Source organism: Paenarthrobacter sp. DKR-5, assembly GCF_018531425.1.
In the GTDB taxonomy this organism is placed as follows: domain Bacteria; phylum Actinomycetota; class Actinomycetes; order Actinomycetales; family Micrococcaceae; genus DKR-5.
This window is the reverse complement of record NZ_JAHBOI010000004.1, coordinates 338,448-359,720: the sequence shown is the minus strand read 5'-3', so window position 1 is coordinate 359,720 and position 21,273 is coordinate 338,448. Positions and strand designations below refer to the sequence as shown.

Sequence of the window (21,273 nt, the reverse complement as noted above, 5' to 3'; positions counted from 1 at the left end):
AACCCCGTCACCGCAGGCCGGTGGCGGGGTTTTCCATTTCCCGGCGCAGCGCCCTGATCAGCGAGGCGAACCGCTCGTTGCCCGCGAGGTCCTCGACCAGCACCGCCTTTCCGTCGGGGCCCGCGAGCGGAACCTGCCAGTTCGGGTACTCGTCGAGTGTGCCCGGCTGGTTCTGCGTGCGCCGCTCCCCCACCGCGTCCACCAGAGCGACGCCCAGCAACGCCGACGGCGTCAGCGCGGTGAAGGCGTAAAGCGCTTCGATGGTCTCCCGCTCGTCCGCTCCGTCTGCCAGCAGCCCGCGGCTCCGAACGAGGTCCAGCACCTGCTCCCGGTCCGCCGCGTCCTCGGCCCGCTCCTGCTCCACCGGCCGGTTGAGCAGGCCCAGCGACTCGCGCAGGTCCACGTGCTCGCCGGCCAGGTAGCCGGCCGTGGGCGGCAGGTCGTGGGTATTGACGCTGGTCAGGCACTCCCGCCGGTACTCCTCCGGTGCCACGGGAACGCCGTCGTCGCGCTCGAACCAGAGGATCGAGGTCCCGAAGATGCCGCGCTCGGACAGATAGTCCCGCACCCACGGCTCGAAAACACCCAGATCCTCGCCGACGACGACGGCCCCGGCCCGCTGGGCTTCGAGCGCCAGGATGCCGATCAGTGCCTCGTGGTCGTAGTACACGTAGGTGCCTTCGCCGGGGCCGCAGCCGTCGGGAATCCACCACAGCCGGAACAGGCCCAGGATGTGGTCCACCCTGATGCCGCCGGCGTGCCGGAGGATGGTGCGCAGCATGTCCCGGTAGGCGGCATAGCCGGATTCCGCCAGCCGCCCCGGATGCCACGGCGGCTGCTGCCAGTTCTGCCCCTGCTGGTTGAACATGTCCGGCGGCGCTCCTACTGTCACGCCCTCCGCGAGGACCCCCTGCAGGGCCCAGGCGTCAGCGCCGCCGCGGTCCACTCCGACCGCGAGGTCGTGCATCACCCCGATGCCCATGCCCGCCTCGCGCGCGGTCCGCTGGGCTGCCTCCAGCTGCTCGTCGCAGATCCACTGCAGCCAGCGGTGGAAGCCGATGCGTCCGGCGAGCTCTTCCCTGTAGCCCTGCGTTTCCGGCGCGCCGGGGGCACGGATGCCGCCGTCCCACCGCCCGGCGTCGGGGCCGAACCGCTCCGCGAGCGCGCACCACAGGGCGAAATCCTCCAGCCCTGCTCCCTGCGCCGCGCAGAACTTCTCGAACCGGCGCTGGCGCGCGGCGGACCGGCGCACCGCGTGGACCTTTTCCAGCGCCTCGAGTTTCGCCCCGTACGCGCTGTCCCGGTCCAGTGCGTCGGCACGCAGGTTGTCCGGATGCAGCCGTGCTGCCAGCGCTTCGACGGCGGACCGCCCGCTGCCCGTGAGGTAGCCGTATTCGGGGATGTCCTCCACCCGGATGTAGAGCGGGTTGAAGAACCGGCGCGTCGCGGGCAGGTACGGCGAGGGCTGCACCGGCGGCGAAGGCTCGGCCGCGTGCAGCGGATTGACGAGCACAAACCCGGCGCCGTGCTGCGCGGCGGCGAAAGAGGCCAGCTCCGCGAGGTCGGCGAAGTCCCCGATGCCCCAGGACCGCGCCGAGCGCACCGAGTAGAGCTGTGCCATCAGGCCCCACTGCCGGCCGCCGGAGCCCGCGGGGACGGCCAGCCGGCCGGGCGTGACCACCAGCGGGCAGCTCGCGGTGGCGCCCCCGTTCTCCGCGTGCAGGGTGTGCCAGCCCAGCGGCAGGTACTCGGGGACGGCGAAACTGGCACGGCCGGTGAGGACGCCGTCGACCTCTTTCGGCTCCTCCCAGTCATCGCGCTGCAGCACCTCGTGGTGGCTGCCGTCCTCGGCCGTGACCCAGACTCGCGCTGCGCTTCCGTGCGGAACATGCACCGGAACGTGGAATTCCTGGCCCTCCCGGAGCACGACGACGGGCGGCAGCAGCCGCCGCCAGGGATCCAGCACCGTGTTGTGCAGGGAGGTCCGGACGTCCTCCGGGGTGCGGGAGGCAACCCCGAGCGCGTCCAGGACCCGGTGCAGGGTCCCGGCTCCGACCAGGTGCTCGCTGCCGTCCCAGCCGCGGAACGACGTGCCGACCCCGCTGGCCTCGGCCAGCTCCCGCAGCGCGTTCGTTGCCGGGTCCTCTTCGTTACGACCTGTGTCCTCCGCCATGGGCCCACTCTATGCGCCGGCCTCCCGGCTGTGACAGGGTGCCGGTCCACGCGGGCAAAACGCCGGGCGGGGCGGTTACTGGGCCGTAGGGCCGCGGGCTCGTACCTTTGACGGTGTAACGAGACCCCATGCAGCACCATGTTTAAGAGGAACGCGACCGTGAGCAACACCACTGCCAAGAACACCGCCCTGCGTTTGAAGGGAATCCTGGAGGTCCTCGCCGGGCCCGAAGCCCCGGAGCAAAAGCTCACCGGAAACGACGTGCTGATCCGCGTCATCGAGCGGTTCCCGCTCAACGAGCAGGAAAGCGAACTGCTTTCCGGCGGCGTTCCACGCGGACAGAAGACGCTCAACAGCTCCAGCACCAAGCTCGTGAAAGCCGGCTGGCTGGTGAAGGGCCGCGGGGCATGGACGGTCACCGAGGCCGGTCGTGCCGCACTGGCCTCCTTCAGCGACGCCGAACGCTTCGCCGACGCGCTCAAGGGAACCGGCTCTGCCGCAGCCGGCAAGGAGGAACCGGCACTGGAAGCGGCGGTGCCGGAAGATGCGGTGCTGGAGGAGGCGCTGGCCGGGGATGCGCCGGAAACCGCGGAGGAGCCGGACGTCGAGCAGCCGGCGGCAGTGAGCATCGCGGGCAGCTTCAACGCCCTGCTCGGCGCGCCCGCGGACTGGCAGCCGGACGCTGACCAGGCCCAGATGGCTCTGGACCAGGCCGACGGGATCTGGAAGCTCGCCGTCGACCTGGCGCCGGGACGCTACGAGTACAAGGTGGCGCTGAACCGGTCCTGGGACGAGAACTACGGCGCGTTCGGAGCCTTCAACGGCGGGAACATCGAGCTGCACCACGACGGCGGGACCGCAACTTTCCACTACGATCACCGCACCCGGCTGGTCGGAACCGTTTAGGCGCGGCTCGGAACCGTTTAGGCGGGCCGCTGGACCGCCAGCTGGCCGCGGAAGGTCCGCCGGTACGCCTGCGGACTCGTGTTCAGCTGGCGGCCGAAATGGTGCCGCAGCAACACGGCCTGCCCGAACCCGGCTTCGCGTGCCACCTCGTCCACGGACAAGTCCGTTTCCTCCAGCAGTTCCTGCGCCCGCAGCACGCGCTGGGCATTCAGCCAGGCCGCCGGAGTGGCGCCGGTTTCCGCCCGGAACCGGCGGGCGAAGGTGCGAGGGGACATGTGCACCCGCGCGGCAAGTTCGGGGACCGGGTGTTCGCGGTCAAGGTGCGCGCCCATCCACACCAGCAGCTGCTCCATCGGCTCGGACCCGGCCTCCGGCACGGGCCGGTCGATGTACTGGGCCTGGCCGCCGTCCCGGTGCGGGGGCACCACCATGTCGCGCGCCATGGCGGCGGCCACCTTGGCCCCGAACTCGGTCCGCACCAGGTGCAGGCAGGCGTCGATTCCTGCCGCGGTCCCGGCGCTGGTGATGATCCGGCTGTCCTGGACGTAGAGCACATTCTCGTCGACCCGAAGGCGCGGGTAACGCTCCGCGAGCAGGTGCGAATACTGCCAGTGGGTGGTACAGCGCAGGCCGTCCAAAACCCCCGCCTCGGCCAGCGCGAAGGCGCCCGAACAGATCGACATCACCCACGCCCCGCGCCGGGCGGCGCCGCGAAGCACCTGCAGCACCTCCTCCGGCAGCGGCCGTTCCCCTCCGTAGGGTGTCATCACCACCAGGTCGGCGTCGGCCGCGGCCTCGAGTCCCTGCTCGACGTTGATGCTGAACCCGGTCTTGGTGCCCACTGCCCCGGGTACCGGCGTGCACACCCGCAGGTCGAACCGCGGGACCCCTGTGCCGCGGCCTGACCGGTCGATGCCGAAGACCTCGCAGACGACCCCGAACTCGAACGGCGAGGTGCCTTCCAGAACGATCACTGCCACTGATCTGAGCATGCCTTCAGTATGGCAGAAAATTGTCGAAAGGGGGCATTTCTGCCACTTCTTTCGGAGGGGCGCCGGGCGAACCATGGAGTTATGGAAATCCTCCTTTCGATCCTGGTTCTGTTGTCCATCATCGGCGTCGCTGCGGCGGTCTCCGATGTGATCCGCGACGGCCGCGGCCACACACCCGAGGAGCGCTCCGAGCGTCCCTGGCGGGATGACGCGCTTCCCAGCGGCACCTTCCTCCACCTGCCGTAACCGGCGACGGCGCTGCACGCAGGTGCCGCGCTGCCGGTTCAGCGCCGGTAGTGCGGCACGTGCTCGTGAACGTACAGATCGCGCAGCAAGGACACCTCGGCGCCGTGGTGGATCACCTCACGGTTGATGTGCAGCACCAAGGTGCCCATCGCAGCCTCGCTCCACGGGCCCTCCGCCGGCCCGCAGGGGCGCTCCAGCCCCTCGGATCCCAACGCCGTAACCCCGGCCAGCCAGCGCGCGTAGGCTTCGTCGAGCTGCTGCAGCGCTGCCGCGGCCGTCTCCGGGTAGACGTAGCTCTCGTAGTCCACGGGTGGTCCGCCGAAATGGGACGCATTGCGTGCGCCCAGGACGCCCACCAGCATGTGGCAAAGCCGCCAGGCGATGGTGGTCAGCGGCGCCGGTACCGGTTCCGGGAAGGCGTAGTCCAGCGCCATGGCGCCGCCGCCGACCGAAATCGGCGCATCGCTGGTACCGCGGTGGCGCAGGCTCCAGGTCCCCGGCGCGGGTTCCCAGAAGTACTCCCGGTCGGTCAGGCCCTCCAGCCTCGGCCGCAGCTGGTTGTTCCAATGCCAGTCCAGCTGGTTGATGAGTTCCTTGGCGACGTCCACGGTTCCTCCTGCTCCGGCCCGCTCCCTCTGGCCCGCTCCTCCGGGCCGCTCCCTCAGGCCCGATCCTCCGGCGGCGCCGCCGGGTGCTCCCATCATGCTCCGGCGGCTCCCGCAGGGCCAGCGCGGCCTACGTGCACCGCCGGCGGACTCCGGTCACTGCTCCGCGGTGGCCACGATCGTGCCGCGCGCGAGGGTGTGCGAGAACAGGTTGAAGCCCAGGTTTGCCGGCGTTGCATCCCGGGGCAGTCCGAGGGACTCGACGTCGACGGCGTGCACGCTGATGAAGTAGCGGTGCGGGCCGTGGCCGGGAGGCGGCGCGGCGCCGGCGAACCCGACGAAGCCGGCGTCGTTGCCGAGCTGAAGCGCGCCCTGCGGCAGCTGGGAGCCGTCGGCGGCGCCTGCCCCGGCGGCCAGTTCCGTCACCGACGCGGGGATGTCGGCCACGGCCCAGTGCCAGAACCCTGACTGCGTCGGGGCATCCGGGTCGTAGACGGTGACGGCGAAGCTCTTGGTGCCCTCCGGCGCGCCCGACCAGCTCAGCTGGGGTGAGACGTCCTGCCCGCCGGGCACGCCCATCTTGCCGGACATCTGGGCAGGCGCAAGCGGCGCTCCCTCGGTGGCGTCGGTACTGGTGACGGTCAGCGCGGGAACATCAGGCATCCGCGCGAACGGGTTGTTGCTCATACCACATCTCCTGTCGAAACCGGTGCTGCGGGGCCGCAGATGTTTGCTAGCGTACCGGCATCGGCCCGACGTCGCGCAGAGGAGTTCCATGGCCAGCACCCAGCCCCTGAAGATCGGCATTATCGGAGCAGGCATCATGGGCCGCGCGCACGCCGGTTTCCTCGCCCGCGAGGAGCAGACCGAGCTGGCAGCAGTCGCGGATCCCTACACCACTGCCCTGGCCGAGGATGCCGGAGTGCCGCACTTCACCGACCACCGGCAGCTGCTGCGGATGGAGAAGCTGGACGCCGTGATCGTGGCCAACCCGAACGCCTTCCACGTCTCCACCGCCGTCGACTGCCTGGACGCCGGCGTGCCCGTGCTGCTGGAGAAGCCGGCCGCAGCCTCCTACGCCGAGGCCGCGGACCTCGTCGCCGCCGCGGGCCGGAGCAGCACTCCCCTGCTCGTCGGCCACCACCGGCGCCATCATCCGGCCGTCCGGGCAGCGCGCCGGCTGATCGGCGACGGCGGCCTGGGCCGCATCGTCGCGGTCAACGGGATGTGGCTGACGAAGAAGGCCGACTCCTATTTCGACCAGGTCTGGCGCCGCGAGCCGGGCGCGGGAGTGATGCTGATCAACCTCGTGCACGACCTGGACCTGATCCGGCACCTGTGCGGGGAGATCGTCTCGATCCAGGCCCGCACCAGCAACAGCGTCCGCGGCTTCGACGTCGAGGACACCGCCGGGGTGGTCTTCGAGACGGAATCCGGCGCGCTCGGTTCCTTCATTGCCTCCGACGCCGCCACCGCCCCGTGGGGGTGGGACCAGGCGACCGAGGACGACCCGACCTACCCCTACAACCCCACCTCCTTCTGCTATTCGATCGCGGGCACCGAGGCCTCCCTGAGCTTTCCCCAGCTGGGCCGTTACTACCACGAGGGTCCGTCGGATTGGACCCGGCCGCTGAGCCTGCGCTTCGAAGCGAAGGAAGCCGGCGACTCCTATACGAACCAGCTGCGGCACTTCGCCGCGGTGATCCGCCGGGAAGCGGCGCCCGCAGTCACAGCCGCCGACGCCGCCCGCACGCTGGCCGTCGTCGAGGCGGCCGCCCGTGCCGCCGCCGAGGGGTGCACGGTCCGCGTTGCCGACGTGCTCGGCGGCTGAGCCCCGCGGGGGCGGAGAAGCCCCGACCGGGCTCGATAGACTGGGGGAACCATGCCTCTGCATATCTCCTATCCTCCCGAGCTGCCGGTCTCGGAGCGCCGCGAGGATCTCATGGCCGCCATCGCCGCCAACCAGGTCACCATCATCGCCGGAGAAACCGGATCCGGTAAGACCACTCAGATCCCCAAGATGTGCCTCGAGCTGGGTCTCGCGGACAAGGGGCTGATCGGACACACCCAGCCGCGGCGGCTGGCGGCGCGCACAGTGGCCGAACGCATTGCCGAGGAGCTCGACGTCGAGCTTGGCCAGGAGGTCGGTTTCCAGGTCCGCTTCACCGGCGAGGTCGGCAAGAACACGAAGATCAAGCTGATGACCGACGGCATCCTGCTGGCTGAAATCCAGCGGGACAAGCTGCTGCGCCGGTACAGCACCATCATCATCGACGAAGCACACGAGCGCAGCCTGAACATCGACTTCATCCTCGGCTACCTCAAACGCATCCTGCCGCAGCGGCCGGACCTGAAGGTGATCATCACCTCGGCCACCATCGACCCGGAGCGCTTCGCCGCGCATTTCGCCGGCACTGCCGGACCGGCCCCCATTGTCGAGGTCTCCGGCCGGACGTACCCGGTGGAAATCCGCTACCGTCCGCTGAACCAGCCGGCCGAGGACGCGGACGAAGCCAACGACGACGAGCTCGAGGAGGACAGGGACCCGCTCGATGCGGTGTGCGACGCCGTCGACGAACTGGCCCTCGAAGCCCCGGGAGACGTGCTGATCTTCTTCTCCGGCGAGCGCGAAATCCGCGACGCGGCCGAGGCGCTCAAGGGACGCATCCAGTCCAACCGGCGGCTGGCCGGCACGGAGATCCTGCCCCTGTACGCCCGGCTGTCGCTGGCCGAGCAGCACCGCGTGTTCACCCCCGGAGGCAAGCGGCGGATTGTGCTGGCCACGAACGTGGCCGAAACCTCCCTCACCGTGCCGGGCATCAAGTACGTCGTGGACACCGGCACCGCGAGGATCTCCCGGTACTCGCACCGAACGAAGGTCCAGCGGCTGCCGATTGAACGCGTGTCCCAGGCCTCCGCGAACCAGCGCTCGGGCCGCTGCGGCCGTGTCTCCGACGGCATCGCCATCCGGCTGTACTCGGAGGAGGACTTCGAGGCCCGGCCCCGGTTCACCGACCCGGAGATCCTGCGCACCAACCTGGCAGCCGTGATCCTGCAGATGACCGCGATCGGCGTCGCCACCGGGCCCAAGGACGTGCTGGACTTCCCGTTCGTCGAACCGCCGGACGCCAAGGCCGTCAACGACGGGGTCACCCTGCTGCGCGAACTCGGCGCCCTCGCCGCGCCCGGCAGCGGCGCTTCTGCGCGGAACGGTGCCGAGGCGCCGGCGGGCCTGACCGAGACCGGCCGCCAGCTCGCCCGGCTGCCGGTGGACCCGCGGCTGGGCCGGATGATCGTCGAGGCGGGCCGGCGCGGGTGCGCCAGGGAAGTGATGGTGCTGGCCGCCGCGCTGACCATCCAGGACCCGCGGGAGCGGCCCTCGGCGGACAGCGGCAGCAAGCAGCAGCAGGCCGCCGAGAAGCACGCCCGGTTCAAGGACGAGAATTCGGACTTCACCGGCTATTTGAACCTGTGGAACTACGTGCAGCAGCAGCAGCGGGAGCTCTCCTCCACCCAGTTCCGCCGGCTGTGCCGGACCGACTTCCTGAACTACCTGCGGCTGCGCGAATGGCAGGAGCTCTATGCCCAGCTGCGCCAGATGGCCAAGCCGCTGGGCATCGAGCTGGACAAGAGCCGCGATGTGGACCCGGTGGGCAGCCATGATGCGGTGCACATCAGCCTGCTTGCGGGCCTGCTCAGCCATATCGGCCTGCGGGACGAGAAGCGCAACGAGTACGCGGGCGCCCGCGGGACCCGGTTCGCGGTCTTCCCGGGCTCCGCGCTGTTCAAGAAGTCCCCGGACTGGGTGATGGCGGCCGAGCTGGTGGAGACCAGCCGGCTTTGGGCCCGGGTCGCGGCGCGCATTGATCCGCTCTGGGCCGAACAAGTCGGCGGGCACCTGCTCAAGCGCAGCTTCAGCGAGCCGCACTGGTCCAAGCGCATGGGCTCGGTGATGGCCTACGAGAAGGTCACCCTGTACGGCGTCCCGATCGTCGCCCAGCGCCGCATCAACTACGGCCGGATCGACCCGGTCCTGGCCCGCGAGCTGTTCATCCGGCACGCCCTGGTCGAGGGCGACTGGCGCACGCACCACAAGTTCTTCCACCGCAACCGCGCCCTGCTCGCAGACGTCGAGGAACTCGAGACCAGGATGCGCCGCCGCGACCTGCGCGTGGACGACGAGACGCTGTTCGAGTTCTACGACCAGCGGATCGGCGCCGACGTCGTCTCCGAGCGGCATTTCGACAAGTGGTGGAAGCAGGCCCGGCACGAGAACCCGCACCTGCTGGACTTCGACGAGTCCCTGCTGCTCGCCGAGGACGCGGAGGACCTCGACGAGTCCGCCTATCCCCGGATGTGGCAGCAGGCCGGCTTCGAGCTGCCGCTGAGCTACGAGTTCTCCCCCGGCACCTCGATCGCCGGACGGACGACAACACCTGCCTCCGACGGCGTCACCGTGCGGATCCCGGTGCTGTTCCTCAACCAGCTCGACGAAGAACCGTTCCGCTGGCTGATTCCCGGCCTGCGGGCGGAGCTGATCGCGGCCCTGATCAAATCGCTGCCGAAGCAGGTGCGGAAGAACTTCGTGCCGGCCCCGGACGTGGCACGGCTGGCAGCCTCAGCACTGGCCGCCGACTTCGACCCGGCGTCGGATCCGCTCGAAGCCTCGCTGGAACTGGCGCTGCGCCGTCTCAAGGGGCACGTGATCCCGCCCGGTTCCTGGAACTGGGACGCAGTGCCCCCGCACCTGAGGATGAGCTTCCAGGTGGTGGACGCGGCCGGAAAGGTGCTCGGCGAAGGCAAGGACCTCGCCGGCCTGAAGGAGTCGCTGGCCCCGGCCGTGCGGCGCGCGATTGCCGAATCGCTCGGAGCAACGCCGAAGACCGCCCGGGCCGTCCCGTCGACCGGCGCCGCCGGCCGTTCCAAGGGAAACGGGCGCGCCGCCGCCGGGACCGCAACCACCGGTTCGGAAGCTGCCGGTGCCGGACCGGCTGTCGCCGAGCTCAGCGGCCTGACCGCGTGGACGGTCGGGGCTGTGCAGCGGCAGGTGCAGCGCAGCGTCAACGGCCATACGGTCACGGGGTTTCCGGCACTGGTGGACGAGAAGACGGCCGTGGGCCTGCGCGTGTTCCAGAGCGCCGAGGAACAGGCGGCGGCGATGCGCGGCGGCGTCATCCGGCTGCTGGCCCTCCGCGTGCCCTCCCCCGCCCGCTACGTGCTGGAGCACCTGAGCAACACCGAGCGGCTGACCTTCAGCCAGAACCCGCACGGCAGCGTGGCTTCCCTGATCGAGGATTGCACGCTGGCTGCGGTCGACAAGCTCACCCCGGAAGCGCTGCCGTGGTCCCAGGCCGAATTCGACGCACTGTACGAACGGGTCCGCGCGGACCTGATTGACACGGTGTTCTCCGTGACTGCGGTGGTGGAGAAGATCCTCGCCAGCAGCCGGCGGATCGAACGGGCGCTGAAAGGCACCACGAGCCTGGCGCTGATCAGCGCGCTGAACGACATCAAGAGCCAGCTGCGCCAACTCGTCTACCCCGGCTTCGTTGCCGCCACCGGGTACGCGCAGCTGAGCCAGCTGCCGCGCTACCTGGCCGGGATCGAGAAGCGGCTGGAGAAGCTGCCGACCAACGTGCAGCGCGACGGACTCGGCATGGCCGTAGTGCAGCAGCTCGAGGACGACTACGACGACGCGGTTGCCGCGCTCGCTGCGGGTGCGACGCTGCCGCCGTCGCTGGCGAAGGTGCGCTGGATGATCGAGGAGCTGCGGATCAGCTTCTTCGCCCAGGAGCTCGGGACGGCCTACTCGGTTTCGGAGAAACGGGTCCGCACGGCCCTGAACCAGGCGCTCGCTCCCGCCTGAGCGGCCCCGAAGCCCTAAGCGGCCGGGCCGGGCTCAGGCTTCGGGGACGGATGCCGCATGGCCGGCGTCGCGCAGGGCGCTGCGGATCTTTTCCGCTGCGGCGTCCATGGCGCCCGGATCCGGGTTGCGGTCCACCGAGTGCACGTCGAAGTCCTTCGGCGTGTAGGCCGGCCACACGTGCAGGTGCAGGTGCCGGACCTCGAACCCCTCAGCCAGCAGCCCGATCCGCTGCGGCGCGAACGCTGCCTCCTGGGCTTTGCCGACAGTGCGGGCCACGTCCATCACCTTGGCCAGGAGGCCGGGATCGGCGTCGGTCCACGAATCGATTTCTTCCCTGGGCACCACCAGGGTGTGGCCCTCGGTGATCGGGGCGGCGGTGAGGAAGGCGACGACCTCGTCGTCCTTCCAGACGAAGCGGCCCGGGATGTCCCCGTTGATGATCTTCGTGAAAATGCTGCTCATGGGGGCTCCTTCAGTCTCGTGGGATCCTCGGGGCGGCGGGAAGCCCGGGAAGGGCTTGCCCAGCGGCGGCGGCTTGGGGCGTCCGAACTGCATTTTCCGACGCTACCACCCGGGCCTAGGGCTCGGAGCCCGTCGCCACCGGAAGGTCCGGGTGGTTGGACCACTCCGAGAAAGAGCCCGGGTAGAGCGCCGCGCGGATCCCGGCGATCTCCAAGGCGGCGATCTCATGGGCTGCGGTGACGCCTGAGCCGCAGTACACCGCCACCGGGCGGGTGCCGTCGGCGCCCAGGTCCCGGAACCGCGCTGCCAGGTCCGCTGCGGACAGGAAGCGGCCCGAGCCGGAGAGGTTGGCGGCGGTCGGCGCGCTGACGGCGCCGGGAATGTGTCCCGGGCGCGGGTCGACGGGCTCGACGTCGCCCCGGTAGCGTTCCGCGGCGCGGGCATCGAGCAGGACGCCGTCGGCCGGGAACCGGCCTGCTTCCTCCCTGCCCAGGGCCGGCATTGCCCCGGCGCCGAGCACGACGTTCCCCAGGGCGGCCTGCTCCAGCCCGCGCTCCGTCGGGTACCCGGCGTCCGTCCACGCCCGCAGGCCGCCGTCGAGCAGCAGCACCTCTTCGAGGCCGCCGTCGCGCAGCAGCCACCACAGCCGGGCCGCGGACATGCCGCCCGCGTCGTCGTAGACCACCACGGTGTCGCCGGCGTTGATGCCCCAGCGGCGGGCGGACTCCTGCAGGGCCTGCGCGTCCGGCAGCGGGTGCCGGCCGCGCAGCGGCTCGGCCGGCGCCGCAAGTTCGGTCTCCAGGTCCACGTACACGGCGTCGGGCAGGTGCCCGGCAAGGTAGTGCTCCCGGCCCCGGGGGTCGCCCAGCGCCCAGCGCACATCCAGAATCACCGTGCGCTGGCCGGAGGTCATCCGGCGGTGGAGCGCGGCGGCGTCGATCAGGGTCTGCATTTCATCTCCTTGGAGTTCTCCCGCTGCTGTCCGCCTGGTGGGCGGTTAAGCCACTCTAAGCCGCCGGCGCCCTGCGCCGGGCTACAGTGTCACCACCACCTGCGTCACCACCATCTGCTCACCCGGCAAAGGAGAATCCCCCGTGGCCCCCAGCGAAGAATCCCTGCTCCCGCCCGGCGCCCGGCTCGAACGCGTCGCCACCGGTGCCACCTGGAGCGAGGGACCGGTCTGGCTGGACGATCCGGGGGTGGTCCGCTGGAGCGACATCCCCGGCAACCGCATCCTGGAATACCGCCCTGCCGACGGCAGCTGCCGGGTGCACCGCGAGGACGTGGAATTCACCAACGGCCGCACGCTGGACCTGGACGGGACGGTGCTGCAGTGCTCGCACGGCCGCCGCGCCGTCGAACGCGAGGTGGACGGCGTGCCGGAGACGCTCGTGGACCGCTGGAACGGGGTCCGCTTCAACTCCCCCAACGACATCGTCGTCTCCTCCGACGGCGCCGTTTGGTTCACCGACCCCGCGTACGGCATCGTCCAGCCCGCGGAGGGCCATCCGGGTGAGCGCGAGTACCGGGACCACTACGTGTTCCGCTTCGTCCCCGCCACCGGTGAGCTGCACCCCGTGATCATGGACATGGAGGACCCGAACGGCCTCGCTTTTTCCCCGGACGAGTCCGTGCTCTACGTCTCGGACACCTCCGCCGCGCTCGTTCCCGGCGGCCGGCACCACATCCGCGCCTACGACGTCGTCGACGGCCGGCGCTGCAAGTACGGACGGACGCTCGCGGTGATCGAACCCGGCGTCCCGGACGGCTTCCGCGTGGACGTCGAGGGCAGGATCTGGACCTCCAGCGAGGACGCCGTGCAGGTGCTCGACGCTGAAGGCCGCGTGCTGCAGCGGATCCCGGTGCCGGAGCGCGTCGGCAACCTGTGCTTTGGCGGACCCGACGGGCGCGACCTTTACATCGCCGCCTCCACCAGCCTCTACCGGATCAGCACGACGACGACGGACGCCGCGCGCCGCCGCTGAGTCGGCCGTTTAGCCGGGCCGGCTAGTCCGGCCGCTTACACCTCGACGGTCTGGCGCGGGTCCAGGTGCTCGTAGCTGCTGCCGTAGCGGCTGCCGATCCGCTGCACGTGGCCCTCGACCATCGTGCGCCCCGTCTCGGTCAGCAGCGAGTCGTGCACCGGGTAGGCCTTGGGCGCCCGCACGGCGACGACGAAGTCGATCACCTCGCCGACCTTGGACCAGGGCGCGTGCAGCGGGACCAGCAAGGTCTTCACCTCAAGGCCGTCCGGCACCGTGAAGGAGTCGCCCGGGTGGAAGACGTTCTCCTCGATGAGGTAGCCGATGTTTGCCACCACGGGGATCGCGGGATGGATCAGCGCATGCTGGCCGCCGAAAGTGCGCACCGCGAAACCCGCGGCGTCAAAGGACTGCCCCGGCACGGCGTCGATGATCCGTTCCGCCGCCTCAGGGGCCTTGCTGCGCAGCTCAGCCGCCACCCCTGCCGGGGCATGGACGGTCAATGCCGGGTCCGCGGCCAGGGCCGCCGTGACGGCGTCGGCGTCGAGGTGGTCGGCGTGTTCGTGGGTGATGAGCACCGCCCCGGCACCGGCCAGGGCTTCGGCGGCTTCGGAAAAGACGCCGGGATCGAGGACGAGGACGCGGCCGTCCTGCTCCAGGCGGACGCAGGCATGGGTGTACTTGGTCAGCTTCATGCGCCCAGCCTACTGCCCGCTCCCGTTGCCCGGGCAGCCGCAGCGGGGAGCCCGGCTGATAACCTTGGGTGTTGCGAATCAGTTCCAGGACGAGGGGGTGAGGCATGAGCCAGGACGCCGGGCGCGAACAGCGCGTCACCAAGCAGCGCGTGGCCGTCAGCGCCGCCCTCGATGAGCTCGAGGACTTCGTCAGCACCCAGGAGCTCTACCGCCTGCTGCATGAACGCGGTGCCTCGGTCTCACTCGCCACCACCTACCGTATCCTTCAGGCCTTGGCCGAGGACGGCCGGGTGGATGTGCTGCGCAACGCCGACGGCGAGGCGGTGTACCGGCGCTGCGCAGTCGCCGAGCACCACCACCACCTGGTCTGCCGCGGCTGCGGGAAGACCGTGGAGCTGGAAGCGCCCGCCGTGGAGAGCTGGGCCTCGAAGGTTGCCGCCGCGCACGGCTTCACCAGCGTGGACCACACGGTCGAGATTTTCGGCCTCTGTCCCGACTGCGCCGCCCGCCAGGGCTGAGACTGCGCCTTACGCCTCCGCAGGCACCCGGCGGCCGTTGCGTCCGCTGCGCCGCCGCAGCGAACCCAGCGAGCGGCACACCACGTAGATCAGGAACGAGATCGTCGTGACGTACGGGCTGATCGGGATCCGGCCGCCAAGCGAGAGCAGGATGCCGCCCACGATCGCCGTCACCGCGAAGGCCACGCTGAGCAGCACCACCAGCCACGGCGAGCTGGTCACCTTCATCGCCGCGGCCGCCGGGGTGATCAGCAGTGCGAGCACCAGCAGCGCCCCCACCACCTGGATGGACAACGCCACCGATACGCCGAGCAGAAACATGAACGCCAGGGACAGGAAGCGCACCGGCACCCCGCGCGCCTCGGCCAGGTCCGGATCAACGCTGGCGAAGGTCAGCGGGCGCCAGATCACCGCGAGCACGGCCATCACGGCCAGCGCGGTCCCGGCCAGGATGTTCAGCTGCACGGTGTCCACGGACACGATCTGGCCGGTGAGCAGTCCGAACTTGTTCGCGGCCCGGCCCTCGTACAGGGCGAGGAACAGGATGCCCAGGCCGAGCCCGAAGGGCATGATGACGCCGATGATCGAGTTCCGGTCCCGCGCACGGACCCCCATCACGGCCAGCAGCAGCGCCGCGAGCACCGATCCGACGAGCGAGCCGATGACGATGTTGGCGCCGATGAGCAGGGCGAAGGCAGCGCCGGCAAAGGATAGTTCGGAGATGCCGTGGACGGCGAAGGCGAGGTCCCGCTTCATCACGAAGGTGCCGATCAGGCCGCCGAGCACGCCGAGCACCGCCCCGGCGATCAGGGAGTTCTGCACCAACGGGAGCAGGTCGGCGTAGTCGTCGAAGTTGAAAACCGAATGCAGCAGGTCCGCGAAATCCATCAGAGCACCTCCTCGCCGTGGTGGTGGTGCGTGGTCGCGTCGGGAACGCCGACGACGATGAGCCGGCCGTTGGCGCGGATCACCTCGACGCGGCTGCCGTACAGGTCCGAAAGCACCTCGGTGGTCATGACATCCTCGGGTCTGCCGACGCGGAACCGTCCGCCGGCAAGGTAGAGAACCCTGTCGACGTAATCGATGATCGGGTTGATTTCGTGGGTGACGAAGACGACGGCACTGCCGCGCTCGTGGCACTGCCGGTTCACCAGGGAGCTGACGGCCTGCTGGTGGTGCAGGTCCAGGGACAGCAGCGGCTCGTCGCAGAGCAGCACCTGCGGCTCGGAGGCCAGCGCCTGCGCCGCCCGCAGCCGCTGCTGCTCGCCGCCGGAGAGCTGGCCGACGGGCACATCGGCGTAGTCTGCGGCGCCGACTTCCTCCAGCAGGGCACGCACCCGCTGGTTCAGGCCCTTGGTGCGCAGCGGCAGCCCCCAGCGGTGGCCGTCCAGGCCGAGCCCGACGAGGTCGCGGGCGCGCAGCGGGGTGTCCGGCGCGAAGGATTTTTGCTGCGGGATGTACCCGATCATGCGGCTGCCGCGTTCCACCGGGCGGCCGCCGAGGGTGACCGATCCGGAGGAGAGCTGCTGCAGGCCCAGCAGCACCTTCAGGAAGCTGGTCTTGCCGCTGCCGTTGGGGCCGAGGACGGCGAAGAACTCCCCCGGCTGGATGTCCAGGTCCAGGCCTTCCCACAGCACCCGCTCGCCGAAGCGCAGGCCGGCGCCGCGCATGCTGACCACCGGCCGGCCGGTCACGGAGGCCGGCCCCCGGTTCACGCCCTGCCCCCTGCGGTGCGGGCGACGGCGGCGGCAACGTTGTCCAGGTTGGACCCCATCCACTGCAGGTAGTCCTGGCCCGCCGGCAGCGTCTCACTGAAGTCCACGACGGGCACCCCTGCGGATTCGGCGGCGCGCTTGAGCACCCGCGTCTGCGGGCCTTCGGTCTGGCTGTTGTAGGCGAGCAGCTTCGCTTCGCCGCCGGAGAGCTGGTCGGTGGCGGCCTTGAGCACCCCGGGAGGGACGTCGCTGCCGGCCTCGATGGCGGAAGTGAACTGTTCGGGGGTGACGTCGCGGAAGCCGCACGCCTGCAGCAGGTACAGCGGCACGAGCTCGGTCACCGCGGCGGGTGTGCCGGGATGGGCCGCCTTGACGGCCGCGGCGCGGGCCGCCAGCTGCGCGAGCGACTTCTTGAACGCCGCCGCGTTCGTCCGGAAGGTCCCGGCGTCCGTCGGGTCCGCCTGCGCCAGCTTCGCGGCCACGGCGTCAGCGGTGCGGGTCATCGCGTCGAAGCTGTACCAGACGTGCTCGTTGAAGTCGGCGCTGCCGTAGCCCGGCAAGCCGGACACCGCGGAGGCGGTGATGATCCTGTTGCTGTCCACCCCGGCATCCCCGGCGAGTTTGCGCAGGAAGGGGTCGTAGCCGCTGCCGTTCTCGATCAGCACCGCCGCCCGTGAGATAGCCAGCTTGTCCCTGGCGTCCGCCTCGTACGAGTGCGGGTCCTGGCTGACCTTGTCGATGATCGAGGTGACGGCCACCTTCCCGCCGCCGATGGTCCGCGCAAGGTCCCCGTACACATTGGTGGACGCAACGACGGACACCCGGCCATCCTTGTTGGCCGCCGTCGACCCGCATCCGGTCAGCACCAGCGCGGCGCCGAGGACGCCGGCAAGCAGCAGGGCGGGGAACGGACGGCGCACGCGGACTCCAGGGCAACGGGAACAAATGAGAATGGGAAACATTTACAGCGTTGCCATTCTAGCCACAAATGCGAACCGTTCGCACTTTGGGGTCCTGACGTCCCCGGGCGGTCCTAGCCGGCCGTGTCGTTGAACCTGCGGATACCGGTGGCCTGCGTCGCGTCGCGGATTTCTCCGACCAGCTGTTCGATCACGTCCTCAAGGAACAGGACCCCGCGCGTCGAGCCGTCCGGCTCCATCACCCGTGCCAGATGGGACCCGGTGCGTTGCATGACCGCCAGCACGTCCTCGATCTCGTCATCCAGGCCCAGATTCGCCAGCGACCGGACGCGGCCGACCGCCACCGGAGAACGGTAGTCCGCCTCAGGGATCGAGAGCACGTCCTTGATGTGCAGGTACCCGGTCAGTCCCCCGTCCCCGGCGATCAGCGGGAAGCGGGAGAAACCCGTGCGCCGGACCGCCCGCTCGAACTCGGCCGGTGTGGTGGTCGTCGGCAGCTTCACCACGTTCTCGAGCGGGACCATGATCCGCCGGGCGGTGTACCCGGAGAACTCCAGTGCGCCGGAAATGATGCCGGATTCGTCGTCCACCAGCCCGTGCCGCGTGGACTCCTGCACGATGGACTGGACCTCCTCGAGCGTAAAAGACGAGGACACCTCGGACTTCGGCTCCACGCCTAGCAGGCGCAGGGTGTGATTCGCCAGCCAGTTCAGCGTGACGATCACGGGCCGCAGGATCCGGGCAATGAACACCAGCGGGGGTGCGAGCAGCAGGGCCGCCTTGTCCGCCACGGAGACCGAGATGTTCTTCGGCACCATTTCGCCGAAGGTCACGTGGAGGAAAGTGACGATGAGCAGCGCGATGACGAAGGCGGCCGAGGACGCCACCTCTGCGGGCAGCCCGAGCAGGTGCAGCGGGTCCCCGAGCAGGTGGTGGATGGCGGGCTCGGCCACATTCAGGATCAGCAGCGAGCAGACCGTGATGCCCAGCTGGGCGCAGGCGAGCATCAGGGAAACATTTTCCATGGCCAGCAGCGTCGTGGCGGCCCGTTTCGAGCCGGCCTCGGCGAGCGGCTCGATCTGGCTGCGCCGGGCGGACATCACCGCGAACTCCGAGGCCACAAAGAACGCGTTGCCCAGCAGCAGGACCACCAGCCACAGGATTCCGGCCCAGTCGCTCATGCCTGGCCCCCTTCATCCGTGCCCGGTCCGGTGCCTGCACCGGTATCCGCGTCGTCCCCGGCGGCCGGCGTGAAGGCGATCCTGTCCACGCGGCGGCCCTCCATCCGCTCCACCAGCAACACTCCGCCCTCGACCTCGATGTGGTCGCCGACTTCGGCGATCCGGCCCAGCCGCGACATGATGAAACCGCCCACCGTCTCGTACGCCGGGTCATCGGGCACCACCAGCCCGGGCACCTGCTCCGTCACCTCGTCCGGGCGCATCAGGCCCGGGAAGTACCAGCTGCCGGCCGCGCTCTGCAGCACCCCGGGCTTGTTGCGGTCGTGTTCGTCCGAGACCTCGCCGACGATTTCCTCGACCAGGTCCTCCAGCGTGGCCACCCCGGCCGTGCCGCCGTACTCGTCGAGCACAACGGCCAGCTGCAGGTTCCCTTCGCGCAGCTCGGCGAGCAGCGAATCGAGGTGGATGGTCTCCGGGACCCGGAGGACGTCGGTCATGATGGCGCCCGCTTCCAGCCCGGCGCGCCGGGCCTGGGGCACCGCCACGGCCTTCTTGATGTGCACGACGCCGCGGATGTCGTCGGGCGAGTCGCCGATGACCGGGAAGCGCGAAAAGCCCGTCCGGCGGGCGGCGGCGAGGATGTCGGCCACGGACTGGTCCGCGTCGATCGTCTCGACCCGGATCCGCGGCGTCATCACGTCGGCAGCGGTCCGGCTGGCGAAGCTGAGCGTCTTGGCGACGAAGTTGGCCGTTCCGGCGTCGAGCGTTCCCATTTCGGCCGAGCGGCGCACCAGCGACGCCAGCTCCCCGGGGGAACGGGCGCCGGAGATTTCCTCCTTGGCCTCCAGTCCGAACAAGTGCAGCACCTTGTTGGAGAAGCCGTTGAGCACGATGATTGCCGGCTTGAAGACGGCAGTGAAGATCAGCTGCGGCCCGGCGACGGCCCGGCCCAGGGGCAAGGACAGGGAGATGGCCATGTTCTTCGGCACGAGCTCGCCGATGAGCATGGACAGCACCGTGGCGACGGCCATGCCGGCGGTCAGCGCCACGGGTTCAAGCGCCTCTGCCGGGATGCCGACGGCGGCCAGCGGCGGCTGCAGCAGCGAGCCGAAGGCTGCGTCGAGGACGAAACCAGTCAGCAGGGTGGTCAGCGTGATGCCCAGCTGACAGCTGGAAAGCTGGGTGGAGAGGGACTTCAGGCAGCGCAGCAGCGGTTCGGCACGGGTGTCCCCGTCGTCGACGGCGCGCTGTACCGTGGCCTGGTCCAGCGCCACGAGGGAGAACTCCACGGCCACGAAGAAGCCGGTACCGAGCACGAGGAGCAATCCTGCGGCGAGCAGCAGCCAATCCATTCAGGCAGCCGCCTTGGGACGGGCGGGCGACGGCACGGACGGGTGGGCACAGGGACGGGGTCTGCCGGCATGGCGGGCAGTCGCGGTACTTCGCGGCCTCCTGCGCCGGCCCCGTGAGGAACTCTCCATAGGTTGACTATTTTACAGGACCGGTCCCGGCGGCAAGCGGTTCCGCTACCAGCTTTGGGGCAGCGGCCGGCCCTCCTCATACCCGGCCGCCGACTGCACGCCGACGACGGCGCGTTCGCGGAACTCCGCGAGGTTGGTGGCGCCGGCATAGGTGAGCGAACTGCGCACACCCGAGGTGATCATGTCCACCAGGTCCTCGACGCCGGGGCGGCCCGGGTCCAGGTACATCTTCGACGCGGAGATGCCCTCCTCGAACAGGGCCTTGCGGGCGCGGTCGAAGGCACCCTCCCGCTGGGTGCGGTTCTGCACCGCCCGCGCCGAGGCCATCCCGAAGCTTTCCTTGTATTGGCGGCCGTTGCTGTCAACCTGCAGGTCCCCCGGGCTCTCATAGGTTCCGGCGAACCAGGAGCCGATCATCACCTGGCTGGCGCCGGCGGCCAGCGCCAGGGCGACGTCACGGGGGTAGCGCACCCCGCCGTCGGCCCAGACGCGGGCGCCGAGCGCCCGCGCGGCCTCGGAGCATTCGAGTACGGCGGAGAACTGCGGGCGGCCCACGGCCGTCATCATGCGGGTGGTGCACATCGCGCCCGGGCCGACGCCCACCTTGATGATGTCGGCGCCGGCCTCGACGAGGTCGCGCACGCCGTCGGCGCTGACCACGTTGCCCGCGACGACGGGGACCTGCGGGTTGAGGCTGCGCACTGCCCGGAGCGCGTCGAACATCTTCCGCTGGTGCCCGTGGGCGGTGTCCACCACCAGCACGTCCACGCCGCCGTCGAGGAGGGCGGATGCCTTCGCCGCGACGTCGCCGTTGATTCCGACCGCTGCCGCGACCCGCAAACGGCCGTTCGCGTCGACCGCCGGCTGGTAGATGGTCGAGCGCAGCGCCCCGGTCCGGGTGATCACCCCGGCGAGGGCTCCGCCGCGGGTCACCGCGGCCAGCGACGCCCCGGCCTGGTCGAGGGTCTCGAAGGCCTTCCGCAGCGCCTCCTCCGAGTCGCCGAACTCCTCAGCCCGCAGCGTCGGAACCGGCCGGAGCACCGATTCCAGCGAGGCGAAGCGGTCCACGCCTTCGCAGTCGGCAGCCCGGACGACGCCGAGCGGCGCCGCTGCGTCGTCCACCACGACCGCAGCGCCGTGCGCCCTCTTGTTCATCAGATGCAGCGCGTCGATGACCGTGTCGGACGGGCCCAGAGTCACCGGCGTCTCGAACAGGACGTCGCGGCTCTTCACCCACGCCGTCACCTCGCGGAGCACTTCCAGCGGCACATCCTGGGGCAGGACGGCCAGGCCGCCGCGGCGGGCCATCGTTTCGACCATCCGTTTGCCCGTCACCGCCGTCATGTTCGCGACCACGAGCGGCACCGTGGTACCCGTGCCGTCGTCACTGGAGAGGTCCACGTCGAGCCGCGAGATCACCTCGGACCGGGACGGGACGAGGAAGACGTCCGAATAGGTCAGATCGGCCCCGGGCTCATTGATAAACCGCATTGCGACGCTCCTGATTGCGCTGGAAAGCTGGATCCCCGTC

Annotated in this window: 19 protein-coding genes; 6 read left to right on the top strand and 13 right to left on the bottom strand. The window is 70.1% G+C overall.

Annotated elements, in window-relative coordinates:
• Window positions 1-7 precede the first annotated feature (7 nt).
• A complete protein-coding gene (gene malQ / locus KIH31_RS10855; protein ID WP_214427124.1) occupies window positions 8-2,173 on the bottom strand; it encodes a 4-alpha-glucanotransferase in 2,166 nt (721 codons plus the stop codon).
• A gap of 159 nt (window positions 2,174-2,332) precedes the next feature.
• Here malQ and KIH31_RS10850 point away from each other — a divergent pair, with 159 nt between their 5' ends.
• Window positions 2,333-3,079 (top strand): winged helix-turn-helix domain-containing protein, encoded by a 747-nt coding sequence (locus KIH31_RS10850; RefSeq protein WP_214427123.1) that lies wholly within the window; start codon window positions 2,333-2,335, stop codon window positions 3,077-3,079.
• A gap of 17 nt (window positions 3,080-3,096) precedes the next feature.
• Here the strand turns inward: KIH31_RS10850 and KIH31_RS10845 are convergent, their stop codons facing one another.
• On the bottom strand, window positions 3,097-4,071 hold the full coding sequence (locus KIH31_RS10845) for a GlxA family transcriptional regulator (protein WP_214427122.1): 975 nt from the start codon (window positions 4,069-4,071) through the stop codon (window positions 3,097-3,099).
• Between the two features lie 81 nt (window positions 4,072-4,152).
• Here KIH31_RS10845 and KIH31_RS10840 point away from each other — a divergent pair, with 81 nt between their 5' ends.
• On the top strand, window positions 4,153-4,317 hold the full coding sequence (locus KIH31_RS10840) for a hypothetical protein (protein WP_214427121.1): 165 nt from the start codon (window positions 4,153-4,155) through the stop codon (window positions 4,315-4,317).
• Window positions 4,318-4,355: 38 nt separating this feature from the next.
• On the opposite strand, the gene KIH31_RS10835 is transcribed toward KIH31_RS10840, so the two are convergent.
• Window positions 4,356-5,021 carry a DinB family protein gene (locus tag KIH31_RS10835; RefSeq protein ID WP_250545812.1) on the bottom strand — a complete coding sequence of 222 codons (666 nt, stop codon included), beginning with the start codon at window positions 5,019-5,021 and terminating at the stop codon, window positions 4,356-4,358.
• 57 nt (window positions 5,022-5,078) lie between these two features.
• Complete coding sequence (locus KIH31_RS10830; RefSeq protein ID WP_214427120.1) at window positions 5,079-5,609, bottom strand: YbhB/YbcL family Raf kinase inhibitor-like protein; 531 nt, start codon at window positions 5,607-5,609, stop codon at window positions 5,079-5,081.
• Between the two features lie 88 nt (window positions 5,610-5,697).
• Here KIH31_RS10830 and KIH31_RS10825 point away from each other — a divergent pair, with 88 nt between their 5' ends.
• Together KIH31_RS10825 and hrpA are read left to right on the top strand one after the other, a co-directional pair.
• Window positions 5,698-6,753, top strand: coding sequence for a Gfo/Idh/MocA family protein (locus KIH31_RS10825; RefSeq protein WP_214427119.1), 1,056 nt, complete (start codon window positions 5,698-5,700; stop codon window positions 6,751-6,753).
• A gap of 51 nt (window positions 6,754-6,804) precedes the next feature.
• On the top strand, window positions 6,805-10,788 hold the full coding sequence (gene hrpA / locus KIH31_RS10820) for an ATP-dependent RNA helicase HrpA (RefSeq protein ID WP_214427118.1): 3,984 nt from the start codon (window positions 6,805-6,807) through the stop codon (window positions 10,786-10,788).
• A 33-nt stretch (window positions 10,789-10,821) separates the two neighbouring features.
• On the opposite strand, the gene KIH31_RS10815 is transcribed toward hrpA, so the two are convergent.
• On the bottom strand, window positions 10,822-11,250 hold the full coding sequence (locus tag KIH31_RS10815; protein ID WP_214427117.1) for an HIT family protein: 429 nt from the start codon (window positions 11,248-11,250) through the stop codon (window positions 10,822-10,824).
• 115 nt (window positions 11,251-11,365) lie between these two features.
• Window positions 11,366-12,202 carry a sulfurtransferase gene (locus KIH31_RS10810; protein ID WP_214427116.1) on the bottom strand — a complete coding sequence of 279 codons (837 nt, stop codon included), beginning with the start codon at window positions 12,200-12,202 and terminating at the stop codon, window positions 11,366-11,368.
• A 142-nt stretch (window positions 12,203-12,344) separates the two neighbouring features.
• On the opposite strand from KIH31_RS10810, the gene KIH31_RS10805 reads away from it, so the two are divergent.
• Complete coding sequence (locus tag KIH31_RS10805) at window positions 12,345-13,235, top strand: SMP-30/gluconolactonase/LRE family protein (RefSeq protein ID WP_307857623.1); 891 nt, start codon at window positions 12,345-12,347, stop codon at window positions 13,233-13,235.
• Window positions 13,236-13,270: 35 nt separating this feature from the next.
• Here the strand turns inward: KIH31_RS10805 and KIH31_RS10800 are convergent, their stop codons facing one another.
• The gene (locus tag KIH31_RS10800; protein ID WP_214427115.1) at window positions 13,271-13,927 is read right to left on the bottom strand and encodes an MBL fold metallo-hydrolase; all 657 of its coding nucleotides are present in this window, start codon (window positions 13,925-13,927) and stop codon (window positions 13,271-13,273) included.
• A gap of 104 nt (window positions 13,928-14,031) precedes the next feature.
• Here KIH31_RS10800 and KIH31_RS10795 point away from each other — a divergent pair, with 104 nt between their 5' ends.
• Complete coding sequence (locus KIH31_RS10795) at window positions 14,032-14,445, top strand: Fur family transcriptional regulator (protein WP_214427114.1); 414 nt, start codon at window positions 14,032-14,034, stop codon at window positions 14,443-14,445.
• Between the two features lie 9 nt (window positions 14,446-14,454).
• Here KIH31_RS10795 and KIH31_RS10790 read toward each other — a convergent pair whose 3' ends face one another.
• The 6 genes from KIH31_RS10790 to KIH31_RS10765 form a co-directional block, all read right to left on the bottom strand.
• A complete protein-coding gene (locus KIH31_RS10790; protein WP_214427113.1) occupies window positions 14,455-15,333 on the bottom strand; it encodes a metal ABC transporter permease in 879 nt (292 codons plus the stop codon).
• Complete coding sequence (locus KIH31_RS10785; RefSeq protein ID WP_214427269.1) at window positions 15,333-16,115, bottom strand: metal ABC transporter ATP-binding protein; 783 nt, start codon at window positions 16,113-16,115, stop codon at window positions 15,333-15,335. The genes KIH31_RS10790 and KIH31_RS10785 overlap by 1 nt, the downstream gene beginning before the upstream one ends.
• Before the next feature lie 41 nt (window positions 16,116-16,156).
• Entirely contained in the window at window positions 16,157-17,080 is a 924-nt protein-coding gene (locus tag KIH31_RS10780; RefSeq protein ID WP_307857622.1) for a metal ABC transporter solute-binding protein, Zn/Mn family, read from the bottom strand.
• Between the two features lie 113 nt (window positions 17,081-17,193).
• Window positions 17,194-18,261: a hemolysin family protein gene (locus KIH31_RS10775; protein ID WP_214427111.1), complete on the bottom strand. Its 1,068-nt coding sequence runs from the start codon at window positions 18,259-18,261 to the stop codon at window positions 17,194-17,196.
• Window positions 18,258-19,613 carry a hemolysin family protein gene (locus tag KIH31_RS10770; RefSeq protein WP_214427110.1) on the bottom strand — a complete coding sequence of 452 codons (1,356 nt, stop codon included), beginning with the start codon at window positions 19,611-19,613 and terminating at the stop codon, window positions 18,258-18,260. The genes KIH31_RS10775 and KIH31_RS10770 overlap by 4 nt, the downstream gene beginning before the upstream one ends.
• A gap of 174 nt (window positions 19,614-19,787) precedes the next feature.
• Window positions 19,788-21,233: a GuaB1 family IMP dehydrogenase-related protein gene (locus tag KIH31_RS10765; RefSeq protein WP_214427109.1), complete on the bottom strand. Its 1,446-nt coding sequence runs from the start codon at window positions 21,231-21,233 to the stop codon at window positions 19,788-19,790.
• Window positions 21,234-21,273 lie beyond the last annotated feature (40 nt).

Excerpts from the sequence above, each read along its gene's own strand:
- KIH31_RS10845 (WP_214427122.1), bottom strand. The coding sequence starts at position 4,071 with ATGCTCAGATCAGTGGCAGTGATCGTTCTGGAAGGCACCTCGCCGTTC.
- KIH31_RS10810 (WP_214427116.1), bottom strand. The coding sequence starts at position 12,202 with ATGCAGACCCTGATCGACGCCGCCGCGCTCCACCGCCGGATGACCTCC.
- KIH31_RS10800 (WP_214427115.1), bottom strand. The coding sequence starts at position 13,927 with ATGAAGCTGACCAAGTACACCCATGCCTGCGTCCGCCTGGAGCAGGAC.
- hrpA (WP_214427118.1), top strand. The coding sequence starts at position 6,805 with ATGCCTCTGCATATCTCCTATCCTCCCGAGCTGCCGGTCTCGGAGCGC.
- KIH31_RS10775 (WP_214427111.1), bottom strand. The coding sequence starts at position 18,261 with ATGAGCGACTGGGCCGGAATCCTGTGGCTGGTGGTCCTGCTGCTGGGC.
- KIH31_RS10770 (WP_214427110.1), bottom strand. The coding sequence starts at position 19,613 with ATGGATTGGCTGCTGCTCGCCGCAGGATTGCTCCTCGTGCTCGGTACC.
- KIH31_RS10790 (WP_214427113.1), bottom strand. The coding sequence starts at position 15,333 with ATGGATTTCGCGGACCTGCTGCATTCGGTTTTCAACTTCGACGACTAC.
- KIH31_RS10765 (WP_214427109.1), bottom strand. The coding sequence starts at position 21,233 with ATGCGGTTTATCAATGAGCCCGGGGCCGATCTGACCTATTCGGACGTC.
- malQ (WP_214427124.1), bottom strand. The coding sequence starts at position 2,173 with ATGGCGGAGGACACAGGTCGTAACGAAGAGGACCCGGCAACGAACGCG.
- KIH31_RS10785 (WP_214427269.1), bottom strand. The coding sequence starts at position 16,115 with ATGCGCGGCGCCGGCCTGCGCTTCGGCGAGCGGGTGCTGTGGGAAGGC.
- KIH31_RS10835 (WP_250545812.1), bottom strand. The coding sequence starts at position 5,021 with ATGATGGGAGCACCCGGCGGCGCCGCCGGAGGATCGGGCCTGAGGGAG.
- KIH31_RS10830 (WP_214427120.1), bottom strand. The coding sequence starts at position 5,609 with ATGAGCAACAACCCGTTCGCGCGGATGCCTGATGTTCCCGCGCTGACC.
- KIH31_RS10815 (WP_214427117.1), bottom strand. The coding sequence starts at position 11,250 with ATGAGCAGCATTTTCACGAAGATCATCAACGGGGACATCCCGGGCCGC.
- KIH31_RS10825 (WP_214427119.1), top strand. The coding sequence starts at position 5,698 with ATGGCCAGCACCCAGCCCCTGAAGATCGGCATTATCGGAGCAGGCATC.
- KIH31_RS10840 (WP_214427121.1), top strand. The coding sequence starts at position 4,153 with ATGGAAATCCTCCTTTCGATCCTGGTTCTGTTGTCCATCATCGGCGTC.
- KIH31_RS10795 (WP_214427114.1), top strand. The coding sequence starts at position 14,032 with ATGAGCCAGGACGCCGGGCGCGAACAGCGCGTCACCAAGCAGCGCGTG.